Source organism: Isoptericola sp. NPDC019571, from assembly GCF_044389385.1.
Lineage (GTDB): Bacteria > Actinomycetota > Actinomycetes > Actinomycetales > Cellulomonadaceae > Isoptericola > Isoptericola nanjingensis.
The window spans coordinates 163,724-187,343 of the sequence record NZ_JBIRXZ010000004.1 but is presented as its reverse complement, the minus strand read 5'-3'; the positions used below and the strand labels follow the sequence as shown (position 1 = coordinate 187,343).

General features: G+C 70.2%; 23 protein-coding genes and 2 tRNA genes. 10 read left to right on the top strand and 15 right to left on the bottom strand.

The window, feature by feature from the left end; all coding sequences use genetic code 11:
* Positions 1–27 precede the first annotated feature (27 nt).
* Positions 28–759: a DUF881 domain-containing protein gene (locus tag ACH443_RS09035; protein WP_429762796.1), complete on the bottom strand. Its 732-nt coding sequence runs from the start codon at positions 757–759 to the stop codon at positions 28–30.
* A gap of 129 nt (positions 760–888) precedes the next feature.
* Between ACH443_RS09035 and ACH443_RS09030 the strand changes: the two genes are divergently transcribed.
* Positions 889–1,149 carry a cell division protein CrgA gene (locus tag ACH443_RS09030; protein WP_429762797.1) on the top strand — a complete coding sequence of 87 codons (261 nt, stop codon included), beginning with the start codon at positions 889–891 and terminating at the stop codon, positions 1,147–1,149.
* A 60-nt stretch (positions 1,150–1,209) separates the two neighbouring features.
* Here ACH443_RS09030 and ACH443_RS09025 read toward each other — a convergent pair whose 3' ends face one another.
* Together ACH443_RS09025 and ACH443_RS09020 are read right to left on the bottom strand one after the other, a co-directional pair.
* Positions 1,210–1,893: a rhomboid family intramembrane serine protease gene (locus tag ACH443_RS09025; RefSeq protein WP_429762798.1), complete on the bottom strand. Its 684-nt coding sequence runs from the start codon at positions 1,891–1,893 to the stop codon at positions 1,210–1,212.
* A gap of 322 nt (positions 1,894–2,215) precedes the next feature.
* Complete coding sequence (locus ACH443_RS09020) at positions 2,216–2,755, bottom strand: peptidylprolyl isomerase (protein ID WP_429762799.1); 540 nt, start codon at positions 2,753–2,755, stop codon at positions 2,216–2,218.
* Positions 2,756–2,848: 93 nt separating this feature from the next.
* Between ACH443_RS09020 and ACH443_RS09015 the strand changes: the two genes are divergently transcribed.
* Complete coding sequence (locus ACH443_RS09015; RefSeq protein WP_429762800.1) at positions 2,849–3,871, top strand: hypothetical protein; 1,023 nt, start codon at positions 2,849–2,851, stop codon at positions 3,869–3,871.
* An 83-nt stretch (positions 3,872–3,954) separates the two neighbouring features.
* Here ACH443_RS09015 and ACH443_RS09010 read toward each other — a convergent pair whose 3' ends face one another.
* The 7 genes from ACH443_RS09010 to gyrB all read right to left on the bottom strand — a co-directional run bounded on the left by ACH443_RS09010 (position 3,955) and on the right by gyrB (position 10,645).
* Positions 3,955–4,323 carry a YciI family protein gene (locus ACH443_RS09010; RefSeq protein ID WP_430590097.1) on the bottom strand — a complete coding sequence of 123 codons (369 nt, stop codon included), beginning with the start codon at positions 4,321–4,323 and terminating at the stop codon, positions 3,955–3,957.
* A gap of 143 nt (positions 4,324–4,466) precedes the next feature.
* Positions 4,467–4,542: transfer RNA gene (locus ACH443_RS09005), tRNA-Ala, on the bottom strand.
* 30 nt (positions 4,543–4,572) lie between these two features.
* Positions 4,573–4,692 carry a DLW-39 family protein gene (locus tag ACH443_RS09000; protein WP_430590096.1) on the bottom strand — a complete coding sequence of 40 codons (120 nt, stop codon included), beginning with the start codon at positions 4,690–4,692 and terminating at the stop codon, positions 4,573–4,575.
* Between the two features lie 63 nt (positions 4,693–4,755).
* Positions 4,756–4,829, bottom strand: a tRNA-Ile gene (locus tag ACH443_RS08995).
* Between the two features lie 116 nt (positions 4,830–4,945).
* A complete protein-coding gene (locus ACH443_RS08990) occupies positions 4,946–5,797 on the bottom strand; it encodes a DUF3566 domain-containing protein (protein ID WP_430590095.1) in 852 nt (283 codons plus the stop codon).
* On the bottom strand, positions 5,797–8,418 hold the full coding sequence (gene gyrA / locus ACH443_RS08985) for a DNA gyrase subunit A (protein WP_430555615.1): 2,622 nt from the start codon (positions 8,416–8,418) through the stop codon (positions 5,797–5,799). The genes ACH443_RS08990 and gyrA overlap by 1 nt, the downstream gene beginning before the upstream one ends.
* Positions 8,419–8,533: 115 nt before the next feature.
* Positions 8,534–10,645 (bottom strand): DNA topoisomerase (ATP-hydrolyzing) subunit B, encoded by a 2,112-nt coding sequence (gyrB, locus tag ACH443_RS08980; protein ID WP_430590094.1) that lies wholly within the window; start codon positions 10,643–10,645, stop codon positions 8,534–8,536.
* Between the two features lie 443 nt (positions 10,646–11,088).
* Between gyrB and ACH443_RS08975 the strand changes: the two genes are divergently transcribed.
* Positions 11,089–12,642 (top strand): LPXTG cell wall anchor domain-containing protein, encoded by a 1,554-nt coding sequence (locus ACH443_RS08975; RefSeq protein ID WP_429762805.1) that lies wholly within the window; start codon positions 11,089–11,091, stop codon positions 12,640–12,642.
* 78 nt (positions 12,643–12,720) lie between these two features.
* Here the strand turns inward: ACH443_RS08975 and ACH443_RS08970 are convergent, their stop codons facing one another.
* From ACH443_RS08970 to dnaA, 5 genes are all read right to left on the bottom strand, one after another.
* Positions 12,721–13,215 (bottom strand): DUF721 domain-containing protein, encoded by a 495-nt coding sequence (locus ACH443_RS08970; RefSeq protein WP_429763208.1) that lies wholly within the window; start codon positions 13,213–13,215, stop codon positions 12,721–12,723.
* Between the two features lie 103 nt (positions 13,216–13,318).
* A complete protein-coding gene (gene recF / locus ACH443_RS08965; protein WP_429762806.1) occupies positions 13,319–14,509 on the bottom strand; it encodes a DNA replication/repair protein RecF in 1,191 nt (396 codons plus the stop codon).
* Between the two features lie 32 nt (positions 14,510–14,541).
* The gene (gene gnd / locus ACH443_RS08960; protein WP_429762807.1) at positions 14,542–15,435 is read right to left on the bottom strand and encodes a phosphogluconate dehydrogenase (NAD(+)-dependent, decarboxylating); all 894 of its coding nucleotides are present in this window, start codon (positions 15,433–15,435) and stop codon (positions 14,542–14,544) included.
* Positions 15,436–15,478: 43 nt separating this feature from the next.
* Positions 15,479–16,612 carry a DNA polymerase III subunit beta gene (gene dnaN / locus ACH443_RS08955; protein WP_430555612.1) on the bottom strand — a complete coding sequence of 378 codons (1,134 nt, stop codon included), beginning with the start codon at positions 16,610–16,612 and terminating at the stop codon, positions 15,479–15,481.
* 650 nt (positions 16,613–17,262) lie between these two features.
* Positions 17,263–18,678, bottom strand: coding sequence for a chromosomal replication initiator protein DnaA (dnaA, locus tag ACH443_RS08950; protein WP_429762809.1), 1,416 nt, complete (start codon positions 18,676–18,678; stop codon positions 17,263–17,265).
* Positions 18,679–19,084: 406 nt separating this feature from the next.
* Between dnaA and rpmH the strand changes: the two genes are divergently transcribed.
* The 7 genes from rpmH to ACH443_RS08915 all read left to right on the top strand — a co-directional run bounded on the left by rpmH (position 19,085) and on the right by ACH443_RS08915 (position 23,460).
* Positions 19,085–19,222 (top strand): 50S ribosomal protein L34, encoded by a 138-nt coding sequence (gene rpmH, locus ACH443_RS08945; protein WP_013840089.1) that lies wholly within the window; start codon positions 19,085–19,087, stop codon positions 19,220–19,222.
* A gap of 3 nt (positions 19,223–19,225) precedes the next feature.
* The gene (gene rnpA, locus ACH443_RS08940) at positions 19,226–19,615 is read left to right on the top strand and encodes a ribonuclease P protein component (protein WP_430555611.1); all 390 of its coding nucleotides are present in this window, start codon (positions 19,226–19,228) and stop codon (positions 19,613–19,615) included.
* Positions 19,612–19,935 carry a membrane protein insertion efficiency factor YidD gene (yidD, locus tag ACH443_RS08935; protein ID WP_429762812.1) on the top strand — a complete coding sequence of 108 codons (324 nt, stop codon included), beginning with the start codon at positions 19,612–19,614 and terminating at the stop codon, positions 19,933–19,935. The genes rnpA and yidD overlap by 4 nt, the downstream gene beginning before the upstream one ends.
* A gap of 57 nt (positions 19,936–19,992) precedes the next feature.
* Positions 19,993–20,928, top strand: a complete 936-nt coding sequence (gene yidC, locus ACH443_RS08930; RefSeq protein ID WP_430544843.1) for a membrane protein insertase YidC — start codon at positions 19,993–19,995, stop codon at positions 20,926–20,928.
* A 23-nt stretch (positions 20,929–20,951) separates the two neighbouring features.
* Positions 20,952–21,482, top strand: coding sequence for a protein jag (locus tag ACH443_RS08925; protein ID WP_429762814.1), 531 nt, complete (start codon positions 20,952–20,954; stop codon positions 21,480–21,482).
* A gap of 76 nt (positions 21,483–21,558) precedes the next feature.
* On the top strand, positions 21,559–22,224 hold the full coding sequence (rsmG, locus tag ACH443_RS08920; protein WP_430590093.1) for a 16S rRNA (guanine(527)-N(7))-methyltransferase RsmG: 666 nt from the start codon (positions 21,559–21,561) through the stop codon (positions 22,222–22,224).
* Positions 22,225–22,518: 294 nt separating this feature from the next.
* A complete protein-coding gene (locus ACH443_RS08915; protein WP_429763209.1) occupies positions 22,519–23,460 on the top strand; it encodes a ParA family protein in 942 nt (313 codons plus the stop codon).
* The last annotated feature ends 160 nt before the right edge of the window (positions 23,461–23,620 follow it).

The window sequence follows — 23,620 nt, the reverse complement described above, 5'->3', positions numbered from 1 at the left end:
GCGCGGTGCTCACGACGGTCGCGGCGCTCACGAGAACACGTCCGTGCCGGCGGGGACGGTCGCGTACTTCATCTCGGAGCTGCCGGTGTAGGCGGGGAGCTCGAGGGTGCCCGCGTCCTTGACCGACCACCCGAGGGCGACCCAGTCGACGTACTGCTGGTAGATCGCGACGCCCGGGTCCGCGTCCAGCGACGCCCGGAGCTGCTGGGGGTCGCCCACGGCCTCGATCACGTACGGAGGGGAGAAGACCTTGCCGTGCAGCAGCAGGATGTTGCCGGAGCAGCGGAACGCCGACGTCGCGGTGACGCGCTCGCCCTGCAGCGTCATCGCCTCGGCCCCGCCCGCCCACAGCGCGTTGATCACGTGCTGCACGTCCTGCTGGTGCACGACCAGGTCGTCCGGCCGCGCCCCGCTGATCGACTGGCTGGACGCGGGCGCGTCGTCGAGCGCCACCCGCAGCCCGGGCCCCGAGACGGGCGCGGCACCCGTGACGACCGACTCGTCGGCCACGAGGTCGGCGCTCCGCGTGGGCAGGTCGGTGCCGGCCTGCTTGCCGAGGTCGTCGATCTCGGCCTCGAGCTCGTTCATCCGGTCGGTGAGTCCCGCGACGCGGTCGGACTCCGTGGTGACGAGCTCGGCGAGGTCCTGCGGGTCGCGACCGTCCTTGGTGTCCGCGAGCTGCGCGCTGGCGGTGAAGAGGAGCCCGGACGCGGCGAGGACGCACGCGACGGTCGCGCTCTGGCGCAGTCGGCGGTTCATCGGCCCTCCGGTCGGTCGCGGCTGTCCTTCTCGAGCCTGCTGACGACTACGCTAGTCGACAGAATCGCCGACGGTGGCGGGCATCCGGCCCGCGGCCGCCGCCCACCCGTCCGGACAGGAGACCTCCCCGTGCCCGAGTCGAAGTCCCGCAAGAAGAAGAGCACGCCCGCCGAGCAGCCGGCGACGCCGAAGGCGAAGCCGCAGGGCAACCCGCGCTGGCTGGTGCCGACGATGCTCACGCTCATGCTGCTGGGCCTCGCATGGATCGTCCTGTACTACCTCACGGCGCAGGGGCTGGGCCTGCCGATCCCGGCGCTCGGCGCCTGGAACCTCGCCGTCGGATTCGTGCTGATCATCGCGGGCTTCGGGCTCACCACCCGCTGGCGCTGACGCCGGGTCTTCCACCCGTGTAGTTCGTTCCACACCTGTGGACAACCCTGTGGGCGGCGCTCAGAGCATCCCCACCGAGGCGTACTTCCACAGGGTCGCGGCGACGAGGACGACGGCCACGCCCGCCGGGACCAGCCACCCCACGAGCGCCTGCCGCTCGCGGGGCGCGAAGGCGAACCCGGCACCCATCGCCAGACCGACCGCCAGGCCGCCCAGGTGCGCCTGCCACGCGATCCCACCGACGAAGAACGGGATCGCCATGTTGATGGCGATGAGCACGACGATCTGCGCGGCGCTGCGCCCGGTGCGCCGCAGGACCGGGATGATCGCGCCGAACAGCCCGAAGACGGCTCCGGAGGCACCCACGACGGCGGTGATCCAGGAGTAGCTCGTCGGGTCGGCGAGCAGCAGGTAGCCCACGGACCCCGCGATCGCGGACAGCACGTAGAGCGCGATGAAGCGGCCGCGCCCGAACGCCTGCTCGAGGAACGGGCCGGTGAGCCACAGCGCGTACATGTTGAACAGGATGTGCAGCGGGCTGGTGGAGTGCAGGAACGCGGCGGTGAGGAACCGCCACGGCTCGTCGAGCCCCACCGAGGGGGCGAAGGCCCAGCGCTGCGTCCACTCGCCGCCCGTGACGAGCTGCAGCACCCAGCTCACCACGCACAGGCCGACGATCGTCAGCGTGACGACCGGCCGCCCGCCACGGACCGTGCCGCCGAACATCGTCCGGGCGCTCGGCACCGCGCGCGACGCCTCCTTGACGCAGTCGACGCACTGGATCCCGACGGCGGCAGGTCGTTGGCACTCGGGACACGTCGGCCGCCCGCAGCGCTGGCAGCGCACGTAGGACACACGGTCGGGGTGCCGCGGGCACACGGGAGGAGCCGTCGGCTGCGGACCGGGAGTTGGGGTCGAGATGGGTCAGCCCTCCGTGAGGCGAGAGAGAGGTCGGGGTCGAGAATCTCGTCGCAGTACGCTCTTTCCCGACGTGGCGCGCCCCCTGGGGGCGCGTGAACGGGACTGCGTCGAGATTCTCGACCCCGACCGTGACCTGGACCGGAGCTCAGTCCTCGATGGTCACGCTGTTGATGACGATGTCCTGGACGGGACGGTCGCCGGGGCGGGTCGGCGTGGTGCCGATCGCGTCGACGACGGCGCGCGACTCGTCGTCGGCCACCTTGCCGAAGATGCTGTGCTTGCCGTTCAGCCACGGCGTGGCGCCGGTGGTGATGAAGAACTGCGAGCCGTTGGTGCCCTCGACGGCGCCCGTGACGGGGTTGCGGCGCTTGCCGGCGTTCGCCATCGCGAGGATGTACTTGTCGTCGAACTGGAGCTCGGGGTGGATCTCGTCGTCGAAGGTGTAGCCGGGGCCACCGGTGCCGGTACCCAGCGGGTCCCCGCCCTGGATCATGAAGTTGTCGATGACGCGGTGGAAGATCACGCCGTCGTACAGGGGGTCGTTGCGCTCGGCGCCCGTGGCCGGGTCCGTCCACGTCGTGGTGCCCTTGGCCAGCCCGACGAAGTTCGCGACGGTCTTGGGCGCGTGGTTCGGCAGCAGCTCGATGCGGATGTCACCGGCGGTGGTGTGGAGGGTTGCGAACATGCCCTCATCCTCTCACTCTCCCTTCCCTGGACTCTCACGACGCGGCCCGCGCGTAGCGCTGCAGGCCAGGGCACCTGGTGGCACAGTGGGTCCATGGTGCGAAAGAACGTGGGCGACAGCGTCAAGGACGCTGCCAAGGACCAGGCCGAGAAGCTCTCCTCGAAGGTCTCCGACAAGGTGAGCTCGACGATCAACGACATCGACACCGAGAAGCTCAAGGGCTCCGCGACCGAGGCGGCCGCCGTCCTGGTCGACGTCGGCGCCCGGGCCGCCGGTGGGGCGAAGGACGCCGCGAACCAGGCCAAGGACTGGGCCGAGCCGCGCGTCGACTCCTTCCTCGAGTGGCTCGTGCCACGCGCCGAGAAGGCGTGGCGCGAGAGCGTGCTCGCGGCGGCGCCGCGGGTCGAGAAGGCCGCCGACAAGGCGGGCCCGCTCGTGGACACCGCGCACGACAAGATCGTGGACGACTACCTGCCGCGGGTCGTCTCCGCGTTCAACGAGGCCGCGACGCGCGCCGGGGCGGCCGCGGGTGCGGCCGGTGTCCTGGCGGCGGACGCCGCGCGCGACGCCGCGGAGAAGGCCGGTCGTGCGGGCAAGAAGGCCGCGAAGAAGGCGGCCAAGGAGGCCGCCAAGGCCCAGGCCGCCGCCGAGAAGGCGGCGGAGAAGGCCGCCAAGGAGGCCGAGAAGTCCGGCAAGGGCAAGGGGCTGTTCTGGTTCCTCGCGCTCGCCGGGGCGGCCGTGGCCGGCTACGCCTTCTGGCGCCGGGCCCAGCCGCAGAACGACCCGTGGGCCGAGCCCTGGGAGCAGCAGTCCGGACCCGACTACGACGGCGCGGCGCGAGACGCGCGGCACGCCGTCGCCGACGCGGCGGAGGCCGTCGGCGAGGCCGCGGGGCACGCCGTCGCGAAGGGTCGCGAGGCCGCCGAGCGCGCCTCCGAGAAGGCCGCCGAGCTCGGCGAGGAGGTCACCGAGGCCGTGGACAAGGCCAAGGACAAGGCGACCGACGCCGCCAAGAAGGCCACGAACCGTACGCGCTCCGCCGCCCGCAAGACGGAGGACGCCGCCGGGGACGTCGCCGACGCCGCGAAGGATGCGGGTGAGGGCGACAAGGCCTGACCAGCTCGCCGTCCCGGGACGGCACCGCACCGATCACCGCAGGGCCTCGTCCACAGGGACGGGGCCCTGCGGCGTCCCCGGGCTCAGACCTGCGGCACGTCCTGGAAGGCGCGGACCTCGACCCGGCCGCCGAGCGCCTCGGCCGCCAGCGTGCCCCACGCGATGGCCGCGGCGTCGTCCGCCGCCTCGATCACCCAGAGGCCGCCGAGGTACTCCGGGGCCTCCACGAACGGACCGGGGGAGACGGTCGCCGGCTCACCGGAACCGTCGATCGTCGTGGCCGTGCTCGGCGGGTGCAGCCCGCCGGCGAACCGGAGCGCGTCCGCGGCCTCCAGCGACTCGTTGAAGGCGCCCACCGCCGCGAGCGTCGCCTCCAGCTCCGCCGGGTCCATCGTCGCCATCGTGGGTTCGCTCTCGGAGTCGTGCGGCACGGACAGCAGGTAGAGCGTCATCGTGACCCCCTCGTCGTGACGGCCGGCCGATCGGCGGCCCACCATCCACCATGCGGGACCGGGCGCCTGAGCTCAACACCTCCGGGCGCGCTCGTCGCCGAACGACGAGACCCCGCACGCCGACGGGCGTACGGGGTCTTCGGTGGTGGAGCCAAGGGGACTCGAACCCCTAACCCCCTGCTTGCAAAGCAGGTGCGCTACCAATTGCGCCATGGCCCCTGGCGGCCTCGTCAGACGGGCCGGGCGTCCTCAGTCGATGGTGTCGGTGACCTCGGACCACAGGTCCCGGTCGGCCGAGTCCTCGTTGAGACGGCGCCAGACCAGGTATCCCGCGCCCAGCGCGATCAGGAGGACGAACAGCTTCTTCATCTTCTGCCTCCTCGTCACGACCGTCGTCGTGCGTCTCGGGCCCGGGCCTGAGGTGGCCTGGAGTGGGGCTAGGAGGACTTGAACCTCCGACCTCTTCCTTATCAGGGAAGCGCTCTAACCGTCTGAGCTATAGCCCCGAGCGCGCCCCCACGAGGGAGCGCGTGCAGCACGGAACATTACCGTACGCGCGGGTCCGTTCCCAAACCGGGAGAGCCGTCACGCGGTGTGACGTCGGTCCCGGTCGGGACGGGGTTCATTCGTCCGTCAGCGTGAGGTGCACGCCGCCGACGAGTGCGGCCGTGATGTTGTACAGGATGGCCATGATCGTGGCGAGCGCGGTCAGCAGCACCACGTTGACGATGGCGATCAGCACCGACAACGAGACGACGCGGTCGAACTCGATGAACTGCATGAGGTTCACGGCCTGCGGGCCGATCGTCTCGCTCAGGAAGCCCTGGATCTTCGCGAACGTGCCCATGTCGTTGAGCACGTACCAGACCACCATCGTCGCGACGACGGTGATGAAGCCGATCGCGACGGACAGCAGGAACGCGAGCTTCATGATCGACCACGGGTCGACCCGGGAGACCGACAGCCGCACGCGGCGCGCGCCGGCACCGGGCTGGACGGCCCCGACCATCGGGCTCCCCACGGGAGCCGCGGCGGCGGGGGCTGCCGTCCCGTGCACGCCGCCGGCCGAGTAGTGCATCTCCGGGCGCGGCTCGGCGGGCTTCGCGGCGCTCTTGGTCGTGCCCGTGCCGCTCGTGCTGCCTGCGCCGTCCTGCCCCTTGCCCTGGGCGTCCGGCATGACCGACTGGACCTTCTTCGCCGCGCTCCGTGCGGCGGCGAGCGCGGCGGCGGCCGCCTTCACCGCGCCCTCCTTGACGGGCGACGCGCCCTGGACGGCGGTGCCGTCCGGGGCGACCGAGGGACCGGGCGCCGGGGCGGCGACCGGTGGGGCGGGCGGGGCCGGCACCTCGCCGACGCGGACGACGCCGATCGGTGCCGCGCCCGCTGCCGGGCTGCGGCGGTGGGTCGACTCGTCGATCTCCGCCTCCCGCGTGGGAGGCGCCGACGCCCGGGTCGACGCGCTGTTCTCCGTCATCAGTCCTCGTCCCCGCTCGTGGTCTGCTCGTCGGCGGCCTGCTCGTCCACGCTAACCGACTCGTCGCCGCTTGCCTCGTCGACGTCCCGACGTTCGACGTTGCGGGCGACGGCGATGATGCGGTCCCCGCGGTCGGGCTTGGCGAACGTCACGCCCTGCGTGGTGCGGCCGGTGAGGTTCACCTCCGCGACCGCCGAGCGCACGATCTTGCCACGCTCCATGATGACCAGCACCTCGTCGTCCGCCTCCGTGACCAAGGCCCCCACGAGGTCTCCACGAGCCTCGACCAGGTTGGCGACCTTGATGCCGTAGCCGGCGCGACCCTGGACGCGGTACTCCGTGATCGCGGTGCGCTTCGCGAAGCCGCCCTCGGTCACGACGAACAGGTCCGTCCCCGGCGTGACGACGTCCGCGTTGAGCAGCTCGTCCTCCTCGCGGAACTTCATGCCGGTGACGCCGGACGTCGCACGGCCCATCGGGCGCAGCGTGTCGTCGTCGGCGGGGAAGCGGATCGACTGGCCCTTGCGGGACACGAGGATGAGGTGGTCGTCCGCGTTCACGAGGCGCGCCGCGACGAGCTCGTCGGGATGCCCCTCGTCGTCCTCGCGCAGGTTGATCGCGATGAGGCCGCCCGAGCGCGGCGAGTTGTACTCGCCGAGGCGGGTCTTCTTCACGAGCCCGCGGCGCGTGGCGAGCACCAGGTAGTCCGCGGCCTCGTAGTCCGGCAGGTCGAGCACCTGCGCGATGTGCTCGCCGGGCTGGAACGCCAGCATGTTCGCCACGTGCTGGCCCTTGGCGTCGCGACCGCCCTCGGGCAGCTCGTAGCCCTTGGCGCGGTACACGCGGCCCAGGTTCGTGAAGAACAGCAGCCAGTGGTGCGTCGTCGTGACGAAGAAGTGCTCGACGATGTCGTCCTCGCGCAGCGCGGCGCCGCGCACGCCCTTGCCGCCGCGCCGCTGCGCCCGGTAGCTGTCCGAGCGCGTGCGCTTGGCGTACCCGCCGCGCGTGATCGTGACGACGACCTCCTCCTCGGGGATGAGGTCCTCGACCGACATGTCGCCGTCGAACGGCAGCACCGTGGTGCGCCGCTCGTCGCCGTAGCGGGCCACGATGTCGTCGAGCTCGTCCTGGACGATGGTCCGCTGGCGCTCCGGCTTCGCGAGGATGTCCTTGTAGTCCTCGATCTCGCGCTGCAGGCCGTCGTGCTCGTCGATGATCTTCTGCCGCTCGAGGGCCGCGAGACGGCGCAGCTGCAGGGCCAGGATCGCGTTGGCCTGCTGCTCGTCGACGTCGAGCAGCTCCATGAGGCCGGTGCGGGCCTCCTCGACGTCGGGGGAGCGGCGGATGAGTGCGATGACCTCGTCCAGCGCGTCGAGGGCCTTGAGGTAGCCGCGCAGGATGTGGATCTGACGCTCGGCCTCGGCCAGCAGGTACTCGGTGCGACGACGCACGACCTCGATCTGGTGCGTGGTCCAGTGCCGCACGAAGGCGTCGAGGCTGAGCGTGCGCGGCACGTCGTCGACGAGCGCCACCATGTTCGCGCCGAAGCTGAACTGCAGCGGCGTGTGCTTGTACAGGTTGTTCAGCACGACCTTGGCGATCGCGTCGCGCTTGAGCACGATGACGAGGCGCTGGCCGGTGCGGCCCGACGTCTCGTCGCGGATGTCCGCGATGCCGGCGAGCTTCCCGTCGTTGACGAGGTCCGCGATCTTGCTGGCCAGGTTGTCCGGGTTGACCTGGTAGGGCAGCTCGGTGATGACGAGGCAGATCCGGTTCTGGATCTCCTCGACGTTCACGACGGCACGCATCGTGATGGAACCGCGGCCGGTGCGGTACGCCTCCTCGATGCCCTTGGTGCCGAGGATCGTGGCGCCGGTCGGGAAGTCCGGTCCCTTGATCCGGAGCATCAGTGCGGCGAGGAGCTCCTCGCGCGACGCGTCCGGGTTGGCGAGGTGCCAGCGCACGCCCTCGGCGACCTCGCGCAGGTTGTGCGGCGGGATGTTGGTCGCCATGCCCACCGCGATGCCGGCGGAGCCGTTGACCAGGAGGTTCGGGAAGCGGGCGGGCAGGACGACGGGCTCCTGCGTGCGGCCGTCGTAGTTGTCCTGGAAGTCGACCGTGTTCTTCTCGATGTCCCGGACCATCTCCATGGCCAGCGGGGCCATGCGGCACTCGGTGTACCGGGGAGCGGCGGCCGGGTCGTTGCCGGGCGAGCCGAAGTTCCCCTGCCCGGCGACGAGCGGGTACCGCAGCACCCAGTCCTGCACCAGGCGCACGAGGGTGTCGTAGATCGCCGTGTCACCGTGCGGGTGGAACTTGCCCATGACGTCGCCCACGACGCGCGAGCACTTCGAGTACGCGCGGTCGGGGCGGTAGCCGCCGTCGTACATCGCGTAGAGCACGCGGCGGTGCACCGGCTTGAGGCCGTCCCGCACGTCGGGGAGCGCGCGACCGACGATGACGCTCATCGCGTAGTCGAGGTAGCTGCGCTGCATCTCCAGCTGCAGGTCCACCTGGTCGATGCGGCCGTGCTGCACCGTCACCGCACCGTCGGTCGTGTCGATCGCCTCGCCGTCCGGGGCGCCGTCCGTCATGTCGGGACCGGGGGTCTCGTCCGTCACCGTCTACCTTCTTCCTGTCCTGCGCCGCCGGGGCGCGGGTTCCGTCGTCCTCGAGATCATGCTCGGCTGGTGTACAACGACGTGCGTACGGGTTGTACGACGTCGTCGTCCGCCGCTAGATGTCGAGGAAACGGACGTCCTTGGCGTTGCGCTGGATGAAGCTGCGGCGGGACTCGACGTCCTCGCCCATGAGCACCGAGAAGATCTCGTCGGCCGCAGCCGCGTCGTCCATGGTCACCTGCAGCAGCGTGCGGTGCTCCGGGTCCATGGTGGTGTCCCAGAGCTCGGTGTAGTCCATCTCGCCCAGGCCCTTGTAGCGCTGGATGCCGTTCTCCTTGGGGATCCGCTTGCCGGCCGCCAGGCCCTCCTTGAGGAACGCGTCCCGCTCACGGTCGGAGTACACGTAGTCGTGCGGCGCGTTCGACCACTTGAGCCGGTACAGGGGCGGCTGCGCCAGGTACACGTGGCCGTGCTCGATGAGCGGGCGCATGTAGCGGAACAGCAGGGTGAGCAGCAGCGTGCAGATGTGCTGGCCGTCGACGTCGGCGTCGGCCATCAGCACGATCTTGTGGTACCGGAGCTTCGAGATGTCGAAGTCCTCCCCGATGCCCGTGCCGAACGCCGTGATGAGGGACTGGATCTCCTGGTTGGAGAGAGCCTTGTCCAGCCGGGCCCGCTCGACGTTGAGGATCTTGCCGCGCAGCGGCAGGATCGCCTGGTTGTGCGGGTTGCGACCACGGACGGCGGAGCCGCCGGCCGAGTCGCCCTCGACGATGTAGACCTCGCAGTCCTCGGCGCGGTTCGACTGGCAGTCCTTGAGCTTGCCGGGCATCCCGCCCGAGCTGAGGATCCCCTTGCGTCGCGTGGCCTCGCGCGCCTTGCGGGCCGCGATGCGGGCCTGCGACGCCTGGATGGCCTTGCGGATGATGTCGCGCGCCTCGGTCGGGTGGGCGTCGAACCAGTCCACGAGCTTCTCGCGCACCACGCGCTGCACGAACGTCTTCGCCTCGGTGTTGCCGAGCTTCGTCTTGGTCTGGCCCTCGAACTGGGGCTCGCCGAGCTTGACGGAGATGACGGCGGTGAGGCCCTCGCGGATGTCGTCGCCCGTGAGGTTGTCGTCCTTCTCCTTGATGATCTGCTTGTCGCGGGCGTAGCTGTTCACCAGGGTGGTGAGCGCCGCACGGAAGCCCTCCTCGTGCGTGCCGCCCTCGGTGGTCGAGATCGTGTTCGCGAACGTGTGCACCGACTCGCTGTACGCGCTGGTCCACTGCATCGCGATCTCGACCGAGATCTTCCGCTCCGTGTCCTCCGACTCCACGTCGATGATCTCGGGGTGGATGAGCTCGGACTTCTTGGCCGCGTTGATGTGCGCCACGTAGTCCGTGAGGCCGTTGTCGTAGCGGTACGTCACCGTACGGACGGGGTTCGCGTCCTCGACGTCGGCGGCACCGTCGGCGGCCGTGACGTCGGTGTCCGCGCCGTCCGGGGCCCGGCCCGCGACCTCGTCGTCCGCGACGGCGTGACCGGCGCGCTCGTCGCGCAGCGTGATCTTCAGGCCCTTGTTGAGGAAGGCGTACTGCTGGAAGCGCGAGCGCAGCGTCTCGAAGTCGTACTCCGTGGTCTCGAAGATCGAGTCGTCGGCCCAGAACGTCTGCGTGGTCCCGGTGGCCTCGCCCTCGGCCAGCGGCTCGAGCTTCTGCACCTCGGTGACGGGCTCGCCGCCGTCGCGGTACTCCTGCTGCCAGTGGAAGCCGTCGCGCTTCACCTGGGACACGAAGCGGGTGGACAGCGCGTTCACGACCGACATGCCCACGCCGTGCAGCCCGCCGGAGACGGCGTAGCCGCCGCCACCGAACTTGCCGCCCGCGTGCAGGATCGTCATGACGACCTCGAGCGTGGGCTTGCCCTCGGTGGGGTGCATCGCGACGGGGATGCCTCGGCCGTTGTCGCGGACCCGGACACCGCCGTCGGCGAGGAGGGTCACCTCGACGCTGTCGGCGTGACCCGCGAGGGCCTCGTCCACAGAGTTGTCCACAATCTCGTAGACCAGGTGGTGCAGGCCCCGCTCGCCCGTGGAGCCGATGTACATGCCCGGGCGCTTGCGGACGGCCTCGAGGCCCTCCAGGACGGTGATGTTGCCGGCGTCGTACCCGTTCCCCGGTCCGGCTGCTTCGTTGGCTCCGTTGGCGACAGTGTCGGGACGGGGGGTGTCGGTTCGGTCTGCCACAGGCGGAGCTGCTCCTCGGTCGTCGTGCACGCGCCGACGCTTCGTGCGGTGTGCAGGCGGCGCGGCTCTCAGGTTCCGGGCTGCGCTCGACCGAGCCGTGCGAGAGGTCGCAGCACGACCCGGAATGACCGTCCCAGTCTACCTGCCGGAGGCAAGGAAACGGCGGATTGACGCCGCTGGAGGGAAGTTCCGCACACGTTGTCCACAGGTCGTGGAAAGCGCGCTCTCCACAGCCTTGTCCACAGGCTTGTCCCCAAGGTTGTCCACAGTTGGGGGGGTGATCGGAGCGGCTCTTCCGGAACGTCGGTTTTTTGTGCTCTGACCGTTATCAACGGCTCTCCCGATTTACTCCAAAAACTGGTGTACTACCCCACGACTCCCCGTTTCGCACGTCGACTGGCGCGCGCCCGTGCACCGGTCACCACCGAAGGGACAACCCCACAGTGAAGAGGACTCTGGCCGGCGTCGCCGCGACGACGCTCGCCGTCGGAGGGATGCTCGTCGCCACCGCGGCGCCGGCCTCCGCCCACACCCCCGGAGCGTCGGCCACTTGCGACACGCTCACCGTGAACCTGGCGGCATACGCCAACGGCCACGACGGCCGGACCAACACCGTGAAGGTGAAGGTCGACGACAAGACCGTGGTCGAGGAGTCCTTCGGGACCGGGTACCACAACGACAAGATCGACATCTCCGGCAGTTCCCGGTGGACCGTCGAGGTCGATGCATGGGACGGCCACAACGGCACCCAGTACGACTGGTCCTACGGCGAGAGCACCAAGGCGTGCCCGGCTCCGGAGGTCACCGACGTCCAGGTCGGCATCTACCTGTACCCGAAGCTCGACAAGGACAAGCCCGCCGCGTGGGAGAACTCCGGCGAGCAGCAGCTCCTCGGCACGACGCCGCTCACCGTTCCCGAGGACGAGCTCAAGAACGACCAGCACTGGTACACCGAGCTCCCGGAGACGGACGCGCTCGACGACATCGACCTGTGCACCGGGTGGGGCATCCAGCAGGACCTGGTGCGCGGCGGCGTGGACGAGTACACGATGCCGGAGACGATCACCTACCCCGACGGCTCGTCCATGGACGGGCACCTGGTCGACTGGCAGCACCAGGAGCTCAGCGACTTCGGCATCGAGCTGCCGTCCGCCGAGGACTGCGCCACCCCGACCGAGCCGGAGGTCCCGGTCGTCGAGGAGCCTCAGACCGTCGTCCCGCAGGCCCCGGACGCCCTCGACGTCTGCGGCGCGGTCGCGTCGGACGTCATCCTCCCCGCGGACACCGCGGACGTCACCTACCTGACCACCGAGCAGGGCGTGCTCGCGGTGCCGACCGAGGGACGCACGTTCGGCGACGACCTGGGCGGCTACACCCGCACCGAGGGTGGCGACGTGATCTTCCCGATCGAGCAGCTCGTCCCGTCGGAGGAGTCGTGCGCGCTGATCCCGGGTGACATCGGTGCCGTGTGCGTGGGCGACACGCCCTACCTCGACTACGGCGTCTCGCTGCCCGAGGGCATCGAGGTCGACGACGAGACCCCGCTGACCATCACGTTCATCCACCCGGAGGGTGGCGAGAACTACGTCGCCACCGACCAGCCGCTGGAGGGCCAGCTGCTGTGGCCGGGTGCCTCGGACACGGCGCCGAAGCAGTGGCCGGGCTGGGAGCAGCAGGACGACGGCTCCTACGCCGAGACGGACGGCAACTACGCCTGGACCCGTGAGGGCGTCGAGGTGCTCTTCGAGGTCAACCCCGAGTACTCGCAGCTCGTGAGCTACCCGGAGGCGAGCACCGAGTGCGCCAACCCGGTCGGCGCCGGCGGCGCGGACGTGGACGTCGTCGCGGACGACGCCGAGGTCCCGCCGGCCGCGGCGGAGACGGCCGACGAGCTCCCGCAGACGGGTGCGACGGTCGGCGTCTTCGCCGGGATCGCCGCGCTGCTGATCGTCGGCGGCGGCGTGCTGTTCTGGCTGCGTCGCCGCATCCAGCACTGACGTCTCGCGAGCACGACGACGGGGCCCGGCCGCACCAGCGGCCGGGCCCCGTCGTCATGTCCGCGCGGTCCCGAACCCTCAGCCGTACGTGTCGCGCGGTCCCGGGCCGCGCACCGTGCGTCGTCCGCGGCGAAAGCCCGGCCCGGCGGGCCCGAGCACGGTGACCTGCTCGACGACGCCCTCGCCGACCTCTTCCTCGAGCCGGCGGAGCAGGGTCGGCACCAGCAGCCTCACCTGCGTGGCCCAGGCGGTCGAGTCGGCCCGCACCACGAGCACCTTCTGCTCGAAGGTCTCCGGCTGACAGTGGTCGGCGACCTGGTCGCCCACCACCTCGCGCCAGCGCCCGATCACGCCGCCGACGGACACGTCCGCCGTCCACCCCTTGTCCCGCATGAGGCGCCCCAGCACCTCCGACAGGAGCTGCGGGTCGCGGGCGCCGGGCCCCTGCCCGGACAGACGTGGCTCTGCGAGGGGGGAGCGGCGCGCCGGCGAGCCGGGCCGGAGTCCCTTGGCCCGCGCCGCCGCCTTCGCGCGGTTGAGGGCCTCTCGCGCGACCGCCGACGGCGGCGTCAGCTCGGTGCGGTCCGTGACCGGGCGCGGGTCCTCGGCGCGGGACGACGGGCCGCCCGTGCTCCCGTCGTCCTCGGGGAGGTCGCCCTCGACGGTCGCGCCGTCGTCACGTCGCACGACGCACCTGGCCGGGGGTGACCTCGTACCGCGCACCGAGCAGCCCCGGCGGGACGTCGTCGGGCACGGCGGCCGTGACGAGCACCTGGCGAGCCGGCGCGACGAGCTCCGCCAGCCGCTCGCGACGTCGCACGTCCAGCTCGGCGAACACGTCGTCCAGGATCAGCACGGGGTCGGCGTCCGTGTCGAGGTCGGGGTCCCAGAACGCGGCGTCCGGCACGTGCTCCGGGTCGTCGCCGCCGCCGAGCAGCCGGTACGACGCGAGCCGCAGCGCCAGCGCGAACGACCACGACTCCCCGTGGCTCGCGTACCCCTTGGCCGGCAGCCCACCGAGGGTGAGGACCAGGTCGTCGCGGTGCGGCCCGACGAGGCTGACGCCGCGTTCCAGCTCCTGGGCACGCGCCTCCGCCATCGCCGCGAGTATCGCCTTCTCCAGGTCCTCCGCGGCGGGCGTCGCGCCGTCCGTGGCGCCGGGGACGCTCGAGCGGTACGCGAGCTGCGCGTCGCCGTCGGCGTCGCTGACCTGCTCGTACGCGGCCGCGACGTGCGGTCGCAGGGCCTCCACCAGCGCGAGGCGCATCGCGAGGATCTGCCCGCCGAGCTGCGCCGCCCGGGCGTCCCAGACCTCGAGGGTGCTGGTGTCCACAGCGCCTGCGCCGGACCGGCGCGCCCCGCGGAGCGACTTGAGCAGCGCCGACCGCTGCCGCACCACGCGCTCGTAGTCGCCCAGCAGGCCGGCAGCGCGGGGGAGGAGCTGCACGACCAGCTGGTCGAGGAAGCGGCGCCGGCCGTCGGGGTCGCCCTTGACGAGCGCGAGGTCCTCCGGCGCGAAGAGCACCGTCCGCAGGATGCCGAGCACGTCACGCGCCCGTCCGAGCTGCCCACGGTTCACGCGGGCCCGGTTCGCCTTGCCGGCGGTGATCTCCAGCTCGACGGTCGACGCCCGGTCCCCGCGCACGATCCGCGTCCGGACCACCGCCCGCTCCGCGCCCGCCTTGATGAGGGGAGTGTCGTTCGCGACCCGGTGGCTGCCGAGGGTCGCCACGTAGCCGATCGCCTCGACGAGGTTGGTCTTGCCCTGGCCGTTGCGCCCGACGAACGCGTTCGGGCCAGGCTCGAGCTCGACGTCGGCCGCGGCGTACGAGCGGAAGTCGAGGAGGGAGAGGTGGGAGACGTACATCTACCCTGCTCGGCGGCCTGCCACCGCCGGCCTCACTGCGCGGGCTTGACCGCGTGCCCGCCGAACTGCTGGCGCAGCGCGGCCACGGCCTTCATCGCCGGGGACTCGTCCTGCCGGGACGCGAAGCGCGCGAACAGCGCCGCGGAGATCACGGGCAGCGGCACAGCGTTGTCGATGGCCTCGTCGACCGTCCAGCGGCCCTCGCCCGAGTCGTCCACCCAGTCGTCGATCGCCGCCAGCGCCGGGTCCTCCTCGAGCGCCTTCACCATGAGGTCGAGCAGCCACGACCGCACGACCGTGCCGCGCATCCACGCCTTCATCGTGCCGTGCACGTCCGTGACGATGTCCTTGGCGGCGAGCAGCTCGTAGCCCTCCGCGTAGCTCTGCATGAGGCCGTACTCGATGCCGTTGTGGACCATCTTCGCGAAGTGCCCCGCGCCCACCTCGCCGGCGTGCACGAAACCCTCCTCGCGGGGGCCCTCGGGCCGCAGCGCGTCGAAGACGGGCATGAGCGTCTCGACGTGCGCGCGGTCGCCGCCGCACATCAGGCCGTACCCGTTCTCCAGACCCCACACGCCGCCGGAGACGCCCACGTCGACGTAGCCGATACCGTGCTCGGCCAGCTCTGCCGCGCGCGCCTGGTCCTCGGGGTAGTGCGAGTTCCCGCCCTCGACGACGACGTCACCCTCGCCCAGCAGCGTGCCCAGCTCCTGCACCACGCCGCGCGTCGGGTCGCCGGCCGGCACCATCACCCACACGACGCGACGGTCCGCGGGCAGCGCGGCCACGAGGTCCGCGAGCGACGCGACGTCCGACACCTCGGGCCGCGGGTCGTACCCGGTGACCTCGATGCCGCCGCGGCGCAGCCGCTCGCGCATGTTGTTGCCCATCTTGCCCAGACCGACGAGTCCGATGTGGCTGACCATGGGTTCCTCCGGGTGCGGTACGGGCGAGCGGGCGGGGACGAGCTCAGCCGGCGAAGCGGATCGGCACGAGCAGGTAGCGGTACTCCGACGAGTCCTCGCCGTCGAGCGACTCCTGGCCGGTGAACTCCACAGGCTTGTTCGGGTGCGTGAACGACAGCCGGACGAAGTCGGTACCGAGCGCCCCGAGCCCGTCCAGCAGGAACTGCGGGTTGAACGCGACCTGGATGTCCTCGCCCACCAGCACCGCCTCGAGGGCCTCGGACGCCTGCGCGTCGTCGCCCTGCCCTGCGTCGAGCACGACCTGACCGTCCGTGAACGACAGCCGGATCGGCGTGTTGCGCTCCGCCACGAGGGACACGCGCTTGGCGGCCTCGATGAGCGGCGCGGTGGCGACGACGGCGTGGATCGGCGTCGCGTCCGGGAAGAGACGCCGCACGGGCGGGTAGTCGCCGTCGACGAGCTGCGACGTCGTGTGGCGGCCGCCGGCCTCGAAGCCGATGAGGTCGACGCCCTGGCCCGTGGACAGGCCCACGTTGACGAGGCCCCCGCCCCCACCGAGCGACTTCGCGACGTCGGTCAGGGTGCGGGCGCGCACGAGCGCGACGGCCGAGTAGCCCGGCGTGGCCGGCGTCCAGGTGAGCTCACGCAGTGCCAGGCGGTACCGGTCGGTGGCGATGAGGGTGATGCGCTCGCCCTCGATCTCCATCCTCACGCCGGTGAGCAGGGGGAGCGTGTCGTCGCGGCTCGCGGCCACGCTGACCTGGGCGACGGCGTGCGTGAGCGCGTCGCCGGTCACCGTGCCGCTCAGCTCGGGCATCTGCGGCAGCGTCGGGTAGTCCTCCACCGGCATGGTCAGCAGGGTGAAGCGCGAGGCGCCGCACGTCAGGACCACCTTCGTGCCCTCGAGGGTGACGTCCACAGGCTTGTGGGGCAGGGCCCGGGAGATCTCGGCCAGCAGCCGTCCTGAGACGAGCACCGTCCCCGGCTCGGAGACCTCGGCGGGGATCTCCGCCCGCGCGGACACCTCGTAGTCGAAGCTGGACAGCCAGATCGTGCCGGCCGTGTCGACCTCGATGCGTACGCCCGCGAGCACCGGTGCCGGAGGGCGCGTGGGGAGCGTGCGCGCCGTCCAGGTCACGGCCTCGGCCAGGACGTCACGCTCAACCCGGAACTTCATCCCACTCCTCGCGTTGTCGACCCTTGTCGATCGAAGCGGACGTGCGGGCGTGGGGCCGGTGGCCCGGGACCGGCCCGGACCGTCGTCATGACCCGACCTGCCTCGTCGTCCGAGCCAAACCCTACGCGAGACAGGGGCTCTTCGGCACGTGATCCTCAGGCTGAGGGGCGGGACCGCCCTGGATCGCCTCGCCGCCCTGATGAAGGTGTGGGGAATTTCTTGATGCTCAAACGTTCGTCATCGTCATCGGGGTTGTGGAATCTGGGGATGACGGACGTTTGTGCAGGTCAGAGGGCTGTTCAGGGTGTGGAGGCCGTGGGGGCGCCGCTGTGGACAACACCTTGTGCCTGTGGGCGACGGAATCTGTACCCACAGCCGTCCACCGATCGGGGCGTCGTCGTCCACGGATCTGCCGCGGTGGTCCACACGCGTCCACAGAGTTATCCACAGGTGTGAATCTCTCCCGTGTCCGCGCAGCGCCGCTTGTCCACGGTATTGCTCCACAGGCCTGGGGACAGATGCAGCGCAACTGGCCGTTTCCGGGCATCTCCCTGTGGGCAGGCATGTGGAGAGACGCCGACGGGCCCGGATCCACAGCCCTGTGGAGAGCGTGGTCGGGCCCGTGAGGCGGTTCGTCGTGCGGAAAGAGGTCAGCCGCGGTGCTGCTGCTTGATGCGGCTCGTGAGCTCGGTCACCTGGTTGTAGGTGGAACGACGCTCGGCCATCTGGCCCGCGATCTTCTTGTTCGCGTGCATCACGGTGGTGTGGTCACGGCCGCCGAACTGCTGGCCGATCTTCGGCAACGACAGGTCGGTGAGCTCTCGGCACAGGTACATGGCGATCTGACGGGCGGTGACGAGCACGCGCGAGCGGGAGGAACCGCACAGGTCGTCGATCGTGAGCCCGAAGTAGGCGGCCGTCTGGGCGATCACCATCGACGGGGTGATCTCCTGCGTGTCGTCGTCGGTGATGAGGTCCTTGAGGACGATCTCCGCGAGGGCCAGGTCCACGGCCTGGCGGTTGAGGTTCGCGAAGGCCGTGACGCGGATGAGCGCCCCCTCGAGCTCGCGGATGTTCGTGGAGATGCGCGAGCCGATGTAGCTGAGCACCTCGGCAGGGACGTCGAGCCGCTCGCTCGCGGCCTTCTTGCGCAGGATCGCGATGCGGGTCTCGAGGTCCGGCGGCTGGACGTCCGTGATGAGGCCCCACTCGAAGCGCGAGCGCAGCCGGTCCTCGAAGCCGTTCAGCTGCTTGGGCGGGACGTCGGAGGTGATTACCACCTGCTTGTCCGCGTTGTGGAGGGCGTTGAAGGTGTGGAAGAACTCCTCCATCGTCTGTTCCTTGCCCTCGAGGAACTGGATGTCGTCGATGAGGAGGACGTCGACGTCGCGGTAGCGACGCTGGAAGGCCCCGGCGCGCCCCTCGCCGATGCTGTTGATGAAGTCGTTGGTGAACTCCTCCGAGTTCACGTACCGCACGCGCACATGGGGATAGAGGTTGTGGGCGTAGTGGCCGATGGCGTGGAGCAGGTGCGTCTTGCCGAGCCCGGAGTCGCCGTAGATGAACAGCGGGTTGTACGCCTTGGCCGGGGCTTCGGCGACGGCGACGGCGGCGGCGTGGGCGAACCGGTTGGACGATCCGATGACGAAGGTCTCGAAGATGTACTTCGGGTTGAGACGGGTCGGCTCGGCCGACTGCTTGGGGCTCGGCGGCAGCGGGGGCGCCTCCGGCTCGTCGGGGATGCCGGGCTCCGGGGGAGCCGTGTAGTCCTGCGACGGTCCGGTGAGGGTGTCGCTGCTCAGCTCCGGGTCCACGGTGATGCCGAAGCGGATGTCGCGCCCGAGCGTGGAGGCCATCGCGGACACGAGCTGGTCGCGCACGCTGGTCTCGAGGTAGGCGCGTGTCTGCTCGTGCGGCACCGCGATGAACACGGTGTCCTCGAGGATGGCCATCGGCTTCGCGAGCTTGATGAACGCGAGCTGCCGGGCGCTCATGTCCGGCCGTGCCTCGAGAGTGGCGAGCGTGTGTGCCCAGACGTCGGTGATGTTCTCGTCCGGCTGGGCCACGGGCGTCGTCCTTCGGGTCGTTCGGGATGGTCAGCGAGGTCGCGAGTCTGCCACGCCAGATCTCCGTCCACAGCGTTGTCCACATGCTGTGGAACCTGTGGACAATGCTGTGGGCGATGACCGGACCGGGCGAACGGCGCGCCATCGCGCCGAGGTGCGTGAGGTCCTCCACATCGTAGCCACCAGCCGGTCCGGGTCGCCCCCGGGCGGGTTTGACCTGAGGGGCCTCCACGGCGTAACGTCGGACAGCCGTTCCAGGTCCTTTCGCGCGCCCTTAATAGGGCTGCCGGTCCTCGGGTCGGCCCGGTCGGTGCTTCCACGTCTCGTACGCGAGCCCGACCTGCGACAAGACCTGCATCGTCGAGGAACTGACGGTGTGCCTCCCCGACGTTTCTTGGAGTACCTCGTGAGCAAGCGGACTTTCCAGCCGAACAACCGCCGTCGTGCCAAGACCCACGGCTTCCGGCTGCGCATGCGCACCCGCGCCGGCCGCGCCATCCTGGCGAACCGTCGGCGCAAGGGTCGCGCCGAGCTCTCTGCCTGACGGATGTTGCCCGCGGCGCACCGACTGCGCCGTTCCGTCGACTTCGAACGGACGGTGCGCCGTGGCACGCGTGCAGGTCGATCGACCGTGGTGGTGCATCTCCTCGTCGACCCCGACGCCGGCCTTGAGGCCGGCGTCGGTGCTGTCGCGGGCGATGCCCCGCCACAGGTCGGTCTTGTCGTATCCAAGGCCGTGGGGAACGCCGTGCACCGGAACCAGGTGAAGCGCCGCCTGCGGCACATCGCCGCGGCGCACCTTCCCGCCATCCCCCCTGGGTCCCGGATGGTCGTTCGCGCTCTGCCCGCCTCGAGCGGCGCCACCTATGCGGAGCTCGACAAGGACCTCACGAGCAGCCTCGAGCGCGCCCTCGCGCGCGCCCGGAGGACGACGTGACCGCCTCGACGTTCGACCGCGGGCGCGACGCGCTGCGGAACCTCCCGGCGACCGTCCTCATCGGCGTCCTGCGCGTCTACCAGTCGGTGATCTCCCCGCTGACGGGGCCCACCTGCAAGTACTACCCGTCGTGCTCCCAGTACGCGATCATCGCGATCCGTACGCACGGGACGCTACGGGGAACCGGCCTCGCTCTGTGGCGGATCCTGCGGTGCAACCCGTGGAGCCTCGGCGGAGTCGACGACGTCCCACCCGCTCGTTCTCGCCATGTCGATGTCGACGCGGCAGGTCACGAGCACCGCGGCGCAGCACACCACTGACCCTCCCGGACCGCGCCGCCGGGGACGCAGACTTTCCGACAGAGGAGACAATTCGGGATGTTCGACACCATCCTCTACCCCATCGAGTGGGTCGTGGCCTGGATCATGTACGGGGCGCACGCCCTGTTCACGACCCTCGGGATGCAGGACGGCCCTGGCTGGGCATGGGTGTTCTCGATCGTCGCCCTGACGGTCGTCATCCGTATCGCACTGATCCCGCTCTTCTTCAAGCAGATCAAGGCTTCGCGCGGGATGCAGATGATGCAGCCCGAGCTGCAGGCGGTGCAGAAGAAGTACAAGGGCAAGACCGATCCCGCGTCCCGCGAGGCCATGGGCCGCGAGACCATGGAGCTCTACCGCAAGCACGGCACGAACCCCATGGCGTCGTGCCTGCCGATCCTTCTGCAGTCCCCGATCTTCTTCGCGCTGTTCCGGGTCCTCAACAACCTGCAGGGCATCGCAGAGGGCACGCACAAGGCCATCGGTCCGATCGACCAGCGGATCGCCGGCGACATCGAGTCGTCGAGCCTCTTCGGAGCGCAGCTCTCCGACGTCTTCCGGACGACCGACTCGATGACGTCGCGCGTCGTCGTCATCTGCCTCATCGTCCTGATGAGCGCCACGATGTTCTTCACCCAGCGTCAGCTCACGATGAAGAACATGCCCAAGGCCGCCCTCGAGGGGCCGATGGCGAGCACGCAGAAGATGATGCTCTACATCCTTCCGGTGATCTTCCTGATCTCGGGCATCAACTTCCCTGTCGGCGTGCTGATCTACTGGGTCATCTCGAACCTCTGGTCGATGGGCCAGCAGTTCTACACGATCAAGAAGATGCCGGCTCCCGGCTCGGAGGCGGAGCGTCTCCTGAAGGAGAAGCAGGCGCGGAAGGCAGCGGCCAAGGGCGCCATCGAGGCGACCCCGGAGCCTGAGCCCGAGAAGCCCCGCGGGCAGCGTGAGCAGCCCAAGCGCAAGAACCGCCAGAAGCGCCGTTGAGCAGCGAGAGGAATCGAACACCGATGACGACGGACACTCCGGTGGAGCACGGTCCCGACCGTACGAAGCGCCTCGAGGAGGAGGGCGAGATCGCGGCGGACTACCTCGAAGAGCTGCTCGACATCGCCGACCTCGATGGGGACATCGACCTCGACATCCAGCACGACCGCGCCGCGGTCGAGGTCGTGGCGGACGAGGACGAGGACCTTTCTGCTCTGGTCGGGCGTGACGGTGAGGTGCTGGAGGCGCTGCAGGAGCTCACCCGCCTGGCCGTTCAGGCGCGGACGGGGGAGCGGAGCCGGCTGATGCTCGACATCGCTGGGTTCCGTGCGGCTCGGCGGCAGGAGCTCACGGCGCTGGCGGAGGACGCGATTCGCACCGTGCGCGAGTCCGGTCGCGAGGTCGAGCTCGACCCGCTCAACGCCTTCGAGCGCAAGGTCGTGCACGACGCCGTCGCGGCGGCGGGCCTGATCAGCGACTCGCGTGGCGTGGAGCCGGCACGGTACGTGGTGGTGCAGCCAGCCGCGGAGCAGGACGGCGCGTCGGAGTCCTGAAGGACGTCTCGAGAGCCCGTTGTTTCACGTGAAACGACGGGCTCTCGGCATGTGGTGGGAATGCAAGGGAGAGATCGTGAGCGACGAGACACAGGTCCCCACGGGCGATCACGAGGACGCGGAGCTCGGTCAGAGCGACGCCGTCCGCGAGTACTTCGGTGACCGCTACGAGCTGGTGGCTCGGTATGCCGCGAGCCTGAGGGACGAGGGCGAGCTGCGTGGCCTCATCGGACCGCGCGAGGTCGCGCGCCTGTGGGAACGCCACATCCTCAACTCGGCCGCCGTGACGCCCCACCTGGGCGACGTCCGTTCTGTGGCAGACATCGGCTCGGGTGCCGGTCTCCCCGGCCTCGTGCTGGCGATCCAGCGACCGGAGCTCGAGGTCCACCTCATCGAGCCGATGGAACGCCGGACGGCGTGGCTGCAGGAGTGCGTCGAGAACCTGAGCCTGGAGAACGTGCTGGTGAAGCGCGGGCGCGCGGAGGAGTACCACGGCGCCTTCGAGGTGGACGCCGTGACCTCGCGCGCGGTGGCGGCGTTGAGCAAGCTCGCGCGGATGAGCCTCCCGCTCGTACGCAAGGGCGGCGCGATGGTCGTGCTGAAGGGTCGCAACGTCGAGCGGGAGATCGAGCCGGCTCGCAAGGTGCTGCGGTCCTTCAAGACCGCTGAGCCGGAGATCCTTGAGGGACGCACGGTCGACAACGTCGAACCCACCACGATCCTCCGCGTGCGGCGTGCCTGACTGTCGCTAGCACTCCGGCCCGTGGACGTTCTGCCTGTCCACGGGCCGGAGTTTTGACCCGTCACGACGCCGGTGAGGCCGTAGAGTGAGCGCGGAGCACCGGGCCGTGGCGTCGTACGTGCGGCGACTCGGGTGCACAGTCCCTGTGACGAACCGGAGGAGTGGCACGTGAGCACGAGTACGGAGCACGTCGACGACGTCCCGCAGAACGATGGGACCGCGACGGGTGATCCGCACGTTTCACGTGAAACCGCGCCAGCTTTGTCCTGGGCGCAGGGTGGGCTTCCTCCTGCCATCGACGGACACAGGGCTGCGCTCGTCGCGTCTGTCCCCGAGGCCGACGAGTCCACGCCTCTCGCCGCGCAGCTCGCGATCGACGCGCGGCGTCGGATCGAGCTGCAGGGACGGCAGTTCCCCCGCCCTGCCCGCACCCGCATCATCACGGTGGCGAACCAGAAGGGCGGCGTCGGGAAGACGACGACCACAGTGAACATCGCCGCCGGGCTGGCCCAGTCGGGCCTGAAGGTGCTGGTCATCGACAACGACCCGCAGGGGAACGCGTCCACGGCGCTCGGCTTGGAGCATCGTGCCGGGACGCCTTCGATCTACGAGGTCCTGGTCGAGGACGAGCCGCTCGCCAACACGGTCCAGGAGTGCCCGACCGTTCCAGGACTCTACGGTGTGCCCGCGACGATCGATCTCTCCGGTGCGGAGATCGAGCTCGTCTCGCTCGTTTCACGTGAAACACGTCTTCGGCGTGCGCTCGACGCCTATCTGGCCGAGAGAGAGGAGCGGGGAGAGGACCAGATCGACTACGTGCTTGTCGACTGTCCCCCCAGCCTCGGCCTGCTGACCGTGAACGCGTTCGTGGTGGGCCGCGAGGTGTTGATCCCGATCCAGTGCGAGTACTACGCGCTCGAGGGTCTCAGCCAGCTGCTCAAGTCGATCGAGCTGATCAAGGCGCACCTGAATCCTGTGCTTCGCGTCTCGACGATCCTCCTCACGATGTATGACGGCCGGACGAATCTCGCGCAGCAGGTCGCGGCGGAGGTGCGGGAGCACTTCCCAGATCAGACGCTCCGTACCACTGTCCCGCGCTCGGTCCGCATCTCCGAGGCTCCGAGCCACGCGCAGACCGTCCTGACCTACGATCCGAGCTCGACGGGATCTCTGGCCTACCTCGAGGCCGCCCGGGAGCTCGCGGAGCGCGCGCCGCAGCGCGCTGACCTGCGATGACGGTCGGGGGCGGCGTGCAGACAGGGCGATTGCGCGCGGCGGCGACGTGGGGCGCCCGGCCCTGCGGCGGGGATGTGGAAGGTTCTCCGCCTGTATGGGAGCGGGGCGGTAACTTCAGCACGAACAGGGAAGCGCGGAGCCAGATGGTTCAGGAGGCTGG

Excerpts from the sequence above, each read along its gene's own strand:
- ACH443_RS08990 (WP_430590095.1), bottom strand. The coding sequence starts at position 5,797 with ATGACGGAGAACAGCGCGTCGACCCGGGCGTCGGCGCCTCCCACGCGG.
- yidC (WP_430544843.1), top strand. The coding sequence starts at position 19,993 with ATGTTCGACACCATCCTCTACCCCATCGAGTGGGTCGTGGCCTGGATC.
- recF (WP_429762806.1), bottom strand. The coding sequence starts at position 14,509 with ATGTACGTCTCCCACCTCTCCCTCCTCGACTTCCGCTCGTACGCCGCG.
- ACH443_RS09000 (WP_430590096.1), bottom strand. The coding sequence starts at position 4,692 with ATGAAGAAGCTGTTCGTCCTCCTGATCGCGCTGGGCGCGGGATACCTG.
- ACH443_RS09020 (WP_429762799.1), bottom strand. The coding sequence starts at position 2,755 with ATGTTCGCAACCCTCCACACCACCGCCGGTGACATCCGCATCGAGCTG.
- rnpA (WP_430555611.1), top strand. The coding sequence starts at position 19,226 with ATGTTGCCCGCGGCGCACCGACTGCGCCGTTCCGTCGACTTCGAACGG.
- ACH443_RS08925 (WP_429762814.1), top strand. The coding sequence starts at position 20,952 with ATGACGACGGACACTCCGGTGGAGCACGGTCCCGACCGTACGAAGCGC.
- gnd (WP_429762807.1), bottom strand. The coding sequence starts at position 15,435 with ATGGTCAGCCACATCGGACTCGTCGGTCTGGGCAAGATGGGCAACAAC.
- ACH443_RS09010 (WP_430590097.1), bottom strand. The coding sequence starts at position 4,323 with ATGACGCTCTACCTGCTGTCCGTGCCGCACGACTCCGAGAGCGAACCC.
- dnaN (WP_430555612.1), bottom strand. The coding sequence starts at position 16,612 with ATGAAGTTCCGGGTTGAGCGTGACGTCCTGGCCGAGGCCGTGACCTGG.
- ACH443_RS09015 (WP_429762800.1), top strand. The coding sequence starts at position 2,849 with ATGGTGCGAAAGAACGTGGGCGACAGCGTCAAGGACGCTGCCAAGGAC.
- ACH443_RS09035 (WP_429762796.1), bottom strand. The coding sequence starts at position 759 with ATGAACCGCCGACTGCGCCAGAGCGCGACCGTCGCGTGCGTCCTCGCC.